7 protein-coding genes are annotated in these 5,895 nt (G+C 68.1%); 5 read left to right on the top strand and 2 right to left on the bottom strand.

Going from position 1 to position 5,895, the window contains the following annotated elements; translation table 11 throughout:
- Both VGD44_RS06585 and VGD44_RS06580 read right to left on the bottom strand, forming a co-directional pair.
- A partial coding sequence (locus VGD44_RS06585; RefSeq protein WP_331085116.1) for a hypothetical protein occupies positions 1–202 on the bottom strand: 202 nt, incomplete at its 3' end.
- A gap of 268 nt (positions 203–470) precedes the next feature.
- Complete coding sequence (locus VGD44_RS06580; RefSeq protein WP_331085114.1) at positions 471–1,205, bottom strand: YafY family protein; 735 nt, start codon at positions 1,203–1,205, stop codon at positions 471–473.
- Positions 1,206–1,285: 80 nt separating this feature from the next.
- Between VGD44_RS06580 and VGD44_RS06575 the strand changes: the two genes are divergently transcribed.
- The 5 genes from VGD44_RS06575 to ptsN all read left to right on the top strand — a co-directional run bounded on the left by VGD44_RS06575 (position 1,286) and on the right by ptsN (position 5,726).
- Positions 1,286–2,014, top strand: a complete 729-nt coding sequence (locus VGD44_RS06575) for a glutathione S-transferase family protein (protein ID WP_331085112.1) — start codon at positions 1,286–1,288, stop codon at positions 2,012–2,014.
- A gap of 262 nt (positions 2,015–2,276) precedes the next feature.
- Entirely contained in the window at positions 2,277–3,767 is a 1,491-nt protein-coding gene (gene rpoN, locus VGD44_RS06570; RefSeq protein WP_331085111.1) for an RNA polymerase factor sigma-54, read from the top strand.
- 112 nt (positions 3,768–3,879) lie between these two features.
- Complete coding sequence (locus tag VGD44_RS06565; RefSeq protein WP_331085109.1) at positions 3,880–4,521, top strand: exopolysaccharide biosynthesis protein; 642 nt, start codon at positions 3,880–3,882, stop codon at positions 4,519–4,521.
- A 32-nt stretch (positions 4,522–4,553) separates the two neighbouring features.
- Complete coding sequence (gene hpf / locus VGD44_RS06560; RefSeq protein ID WP_331085118.1) at positions 4,554–5,189, top strand: ribosome hibernation-promoting factor, HPF/YfiA family; 636 nt, start codon at positions 4,554–4,556, stop codon at positions 5,187–5,189.
- A 72-nt stretch (positions 5,190–5,261) separates the two neighbouring features.
- Complete coding sequence (gene ptsN, locus VGD44_RS06555; RefSeq protein ID WP_331085107.1) at positions 5,262–5,726, top strand: PTS IIA-like nitrogen regulatory protein PtsN; 465 nt, start codon at positions 5,262–5,264, stop codon at positions 5,724–5,726.
- Positions 5,727–5,895 lie beyond the last annotated feature (169 nt).

The following is a 5,895-nucleotide window of genomic DNA, read 5'->3' as shown; positions in this document are numbered from 1 at the left end:
TGGCCGCGTCGAGCGTGAACTCGAAGGTGTGCACGAACCCGCCGACGTCGTCGGTGATCGTGGCCGAGAAGCCTTCCGTGCCGTTCAGGTTCAGAAGGGTCGAGTCGATGATATCGAACGTCGTGGCCGCGTTTGCCGCGCCCGCGCTTAGCAGCGCCAAGGCGCCGGCAGAACCGGCTAACAATTTCAAAGTCTGCTTCATCAGGAAGCCCCCATTTTGGCGCGCGGCCGACAGTCCCCGCAGGCTTCTAAGCCAGCCGGATACTGACAGTCGTCAACGCCGCCCCAGCGCTAATTACCGCTAACAATGGCTTACAGGATTCGTATCGAGTCAATACGTTGCCCCTGTGAGGCGTTTTTCTGAAACGGCCTCAACTTGGCGCACGTAGCTGACCGGCCCGCGCCATCTACGGCCGCGCTTGTCGGCAAGGCCGAACAACCTTGGCCGTAACTGAAGAAGAGCTTGGATGTTACTCCGCGGCGGTGCGCTCGCGGGCCCGCATCCGCGCCTGCATGGACTCCCATTGTTCCTGCTGGTGGCGGCGCCAGCGGGCGCGGAGGCTGGCGGGGCGGTCGGGGTAGCGCGCCTCGCAGAACACGGCGGCGGTGACGCGGTCGGTGCGGAAGCTGCGGAAGTCGGTGCGCATCTCGCACCAGGCCATGATCAGGCGGGTGGTTTCGTAGTAGCCGATCGCGAAGGGCCAGACGGTGCGCTCGGTCTCGCGCTCCTGCTCGTCGCGGTAGGTGAGCGTGATCTTGCGGCCGGCGCGGATCGACTGGCGCACCTCCGCCATGTCGATGTTGTCGGGCGTCGCCTTCCAGTTGGGCGCGGCGCGGGTCGCCGGCTCGACGACCAGCGGGCGCAGGTTCTCGGGGATCACGGCGCCGATCTTGGCGATCAGGTCCTCGGCCGCGCGGCGCAGCGCCGGGTCGCCGCGGGCCGCCACCATCTGGGCCCCCAGCACGGCGGCCTCCACCTCCTCGGGCGTCAGCATCAGCGGCGGCAGGTCGAAGCCGTCCTCCAGGATGTAGCCGACCCCGGCCTCGCCGCGGATCGGGGCGCGCTGGCCGATCAGGTCGGCGATGTCGCGATAGACCGTGCGCTTCGACGTCTCGAGCTCTTCGGCGATGGCGTCGGCGGTCACCGGCTTCCGGTGGCGGCGCAGGATCTGGATGATCTGGAAGAGACGATCCGCCCTTCGCATGTTCACGCACCGTTCTGCTGACAGAATGCTGTCAGCAAGGCCCTGCCATGATGTTCGTGTCAAGCAAGGGAGAGGTCGAGATGATCACGCTTTATGGCGCCGGCGAGGGCTTCGGCCTTCCGGAGATCAGCCCGTACGTGATGAAGACCGAGGTCCAGCTGAAGATGGCCGGCCTGGCGTACGAGAAGGCGCGCGGGCAGCGCGAGGACAGCCCGAAGGGGCAGGTGCCGTTCATCGACGCCAATGGGGTGCGGATCGCCGATTCCACCTTCATCCGGGGCTATCTGGAGCGGACCTATGGGATCGACTTCGACGAGGGCCTCGACCCGACCCAGCGCGCGACGGCATGGGCGATCGAGCGGATGATGGAGAACCACTTCAGCTGGGTGTCGGCGCAGTCGCGCTGGCTGGACCCGGTGAACTTCGCCAAGGGTCCCGCACACTTCTTCGACGGCGCCCCGGACGGCGTGCGCGAGGCGGTGCAGGCGGAAGTCGGCAAGCGCATCCAGGGCGCGATCGGGCGGCACAGCGAGCTCGAGATGGTGGCGCTGGGGGTCCGGTCGCTGGCCGCGGTGGCGGCGATCCTGCAGGACAAGCCGTTCCTGTTCGGCAAGCGGCCCTGCGGGGTGGACGCCACGGTGTTCGCGCTGCTGGCCGGCGTGCTGACGCCGTACTTCGAGAGCGAACTTAAGCGGCGCACCGAGGGCTTCGGCACGCTGGTGGCCTACGTCGACCGGCTGATGGCGCAGTTCTACCCCGAGTTCGAATGGGACCTGGAGGCCAGCCTGCGCCAGCCGGTCGCTGCCTAGAAGGCGCTTTTCCTCCCCACAGTGAGCGCTCGACTTGGGGCCTTCGCGAAAGCGGAGGCCCTCTTTTTTGAACCGCGGAAGACGCAGAAGGACGCGGAAGACGCCTGGTCAACTTTCCGCGTTTTCTGCGTTTTCCGCGGTTCCAATCTGATGACGCCGCTTCGCGGCCCTGGGAACGGCGCACGAAATCGCGCGCGTTAACCTGTCAGTTGGGAAGCAGCCCTAGCTTGGGAAGCAAGAAACAGGCCACGGGGGCGGTTCTTTGGCGCTCAGCGCACGTCTTGAGGTTCGGCAGGGACAGGGGCTGGTCATCACGCCCCAGCTGCAGCAGGCGATCAAGCTGCTGCAGATGTCGAATCTCGAGCTGGAGGCCTTCGTCGAGACCGAGCTCGAGCGCAATCCGCTGCTGCAGCGCGACGAGCGCGAGAACGAGGCCGACGAGACGCCCGCCCCGGAGAGCGCCGTCACCGACGAGCACGCGGCCGACGCCGACGCCCGCGCGGAACTCGACACCACCCACGACGAGGCTTCGCCGGGCGAGCGCGCCACGGGCGACGCCCCGGAAGCCGCCGACGCGGGCGGCGCGATCGACTGGTCGCGGGCCGGCTCGGGCGGCAGCTTCGACCACGACGGCGAGATGGGCGACGGCGCCCTCACCCGCGAGAAGACCCTCACCGAGCACTTGCTGGACCAGCTTTCCGCCGCGGGCCTCTCGGCCGCCGACGGGGTGATCGCCAGCGTGCTGATCGACGCCGTCGACGAGGCCGGCTACCTGCGCGCCGACGTGGGCGAGACCGCCGAGCGGCTGGGCTGCGACCTCGAGCGGGTCGAGCGCGTGCTGGCGGTGGTGCAGGGCTTCGACCCGGTGGGCGTGGCGGCGCGCGACGTGCGCGAATGCCTGATGATCCAGCTCAAGGACCAGAACCGGTACGACCCGGCCATCGGCGCCCTGCTGGACAACCTGCCACTGCTGGCCAGGCGCGACCTGGCGGCGCTGAAGAAGATCTGCGGGGTCGACGACGAGGACCTGCGCGACATGATCGCAGAGATCCGCGGGCTGACGCCGCGGCCCGGCGCGGCGTTCCCCGGCGGCGAGGCGGCGACCGCCGTGGCGCCGGACGTGTTCGTGCGCGAGGGCCCGGGCGGCCTGTGGCACGTGGAGCTGAACTCCGACACCCTGCCCCGCCTGCTGGTCGACCAGCGCTACCACGCCCGCGTCTCGGGCCAGTCGAAGACCGACCAGGAGAAGACGTTTGTCTCGGACTGCCTGGCGCAGGCCAACTGGCTGATGAAGAGCCTGGACCAGCGGGCCCGCACGATCCTGAAGGTGAGCTCCGAGATCGTGCGCCAGCAGGACGCCTTCCTGGCCTACGGCGTCGAGCATCTGCGGCCGCTGAACCTGAAGACCGTGGCCGACGCCATCGGCATGCACGAAAGCACCGTCAGCCGGGTGACCTCGAACAAGTACATGGCGACGCCGCGCGGCCTGTTCGAGATGAAGTTCTTCTTCACTTCGGCGATCGCGTCGAGCGAGGGCGGCGAAGCCCACTCGGCCGAGAGCGTGCGCCACAAGATCAAGCAACTGATCGACACCGAGGCCACCGAGGCCGACGTGCACTCCGACGACCGGATCGTGGACATCCTGAAGGCGGCGGGCGTCGACATCGCGCGGCGCACGGTGGCCAAGTACCGCGAGGCGATGCGCATCCCCTCGTCCGTCGACCGCCGGCGGATGCTGAAGGAGCCGGCCTAGGCGCCTTCGGCCCCGAATTGGGGACCAATATCGCACACCGCTGAACTTTCAGCGTCTTCAGGTCTTTGCACCACTTGGCGACGCGGCCGCGGCACGCCAGATGCGAGTCTGAATGTCCGAAACGACCCACCCCGCCGAAGTGCCCGAGACGGAGCTGCCGCTATCGGCGGTGCTGGCCGACATCTGCGAGCACCGCGAGGACACCATCTCGGTCGAGGAGCTGACGCAGAGGTTCGGCGGCCGCGCGATCGGCGCCCTGCTGTTCGTCTTCGGCCTGGCCTGCATGCTGCCCCTGCCGCCCGGGGCCACGACGATCTTCGGTTTCCCGCTGGTGCTGCTGGCGCCGCAGCTGATTATCGGCGCCTCGGCGCCCTGGCTGCCGGACGGCGTGAAGCACCGGACCATCTCGACCGCCCACCTGAAGGAGGGGCTGCCGCGGGCGATCCGATGGCTGAAGAAGATCGAGGCGGTGTCGAAGCCGCGCTTCACAATCCTGTTCGGCGCGGTCGGGGAGCGGCTGATCGGCCTCGTCATCCTGGCCCTGGCGCTGGTGCTGATCCTGCCGATCCCGGGCGGCAACATCCTGCCCGCCATGGCCGTCTCGGCGCTGGCGTTCGCCCTCATTCAGCGCGACGGGTTGATCGCGCTGATCGGCTATGCGCTGGCCGTCACCAGCGCCTCGGTCCTGGCGCTCGCGGCTCACATTATCGTCAGGATGTTCATGCACGCCTGGACCGTCGTCACCGCCGCTTGACACCTTCCCCCGGCAGGAGCGTTGATCTTCCTATGCAAGTCCAAGTCACCGGCAAGCATGTCGATGTCGGCGAGGCTCTGCGAACGCGAGTCACCGACGAACTCTCAACCAGCATCGCCAAATATTTCGACCGGGGCGGCGGAGCCGACGTGGTCGTGAGCCGAGAGGGAGGCGCCTTCAAAGTGGATTGCGCCGTCACGCTCGCCTCCGGTCAGCAGCTCACCACGCACGGCCTGGGAGGCGATGCTCACGTGGCCTTCGATGCGGCGCTCGAGAAGATGTCGAAGCGCATCCGCCGCTACAAGAACCGGCTCAAGAGCCATCACGGACAGGCCCTGGCGGCCCGCCAGGCCGAGAGCGCGGCCTACTTCGTCATCGCCTCGACCGACCTGGACGAGGAGGAGGGCGACGAGGACCACGCGGCCCCGGGTTTCACCGAGCCGATGATCATCGCCGAGACCGAGAAGCCGGTCCGTTCGATGACCGTTTCCACCGCGGTCATGGAACTGGACCTGACCGAAGCTCAAACAATCGTGTTCCGAAACGCCGCGCACGGCGGACTTTCGGTGGTATATCGCCGCCCCGATGGGAATATCGGCTGGATCGATCCGGAGCGGACCAAGGGCCGCAACGGAGCCGAGGGAGACGGCGGCGGTCCGGCCCATTAGTTGCAACGACGGCCCCGCGGGCGCGCCGATGAGGCGGGTTCACGGGGTTCGGGGGGTTAGTACTTCGAGGCCATGAACATCGGCGAATTGCTGGATCGCTCAGCGATCTCCGTGCGCGTGAGCGCCGGAAACAAGAAGAAGGTGCTGGCGGTGATCGCGGAGATCGCGGCCCGCAACTTCGGCCTCGACGCCGGCGACGTGCTCGACGCGCTGAGCGAGCGCGAGGCGGCCGGATCGACGGGCGTGGGCTACGGCGTGGCCGTGCCGCACGCTCGCCTGGAAGGCCTGGAGCGGATGCGTGGCGTGTTCGTCCGCGTGGAGCAGCCGGTGGAGTTCGGCTCGGTGGACGACCAGCCGGTCGACCTGCTGTTCGCCCTCTTCGCGCCCAAGAACGCCGGCGCCGAGCACCTGCGGGCGCTGGCCCGGGTGTCGCGAATCATGCGCCAGAGCGAGCTGCGCGAGCAGCTGCGCAAGGCCCGCTCGGCCGACGCGGTGCATGCCCTGCTGGTCCAGGACGCGGCGCGACCGGCGGCTTAAGTCCTAACCTCCGCCGCGGAGCGGCGACTGGTGGAGCAACCATGTTAGGTGGCGGGCTGCTTTAGCCAGGGCTGGCCTCGTTGGAGGACGAGGTTGGCGGCTTCGATGAGCTTGCGCATGACGGCGACGGTGATGAGCTTGGCGGGCTTGCCGCGGGCGAGGAGTCCCT

This window comes from Phenylobacterium sp., assembly GCF_036402295.1.
GTDB lineage: Bacteria > Pseudomonadota > Alphaproteobacteria > Caulobacterales > Caulobacteraceae > Phenylobacterium.
The sequence above is the reverse complement of the archived record's forward strand: the minus strand, read 5'-3'. Positions and strand labels throughout refer to the sequence as shown.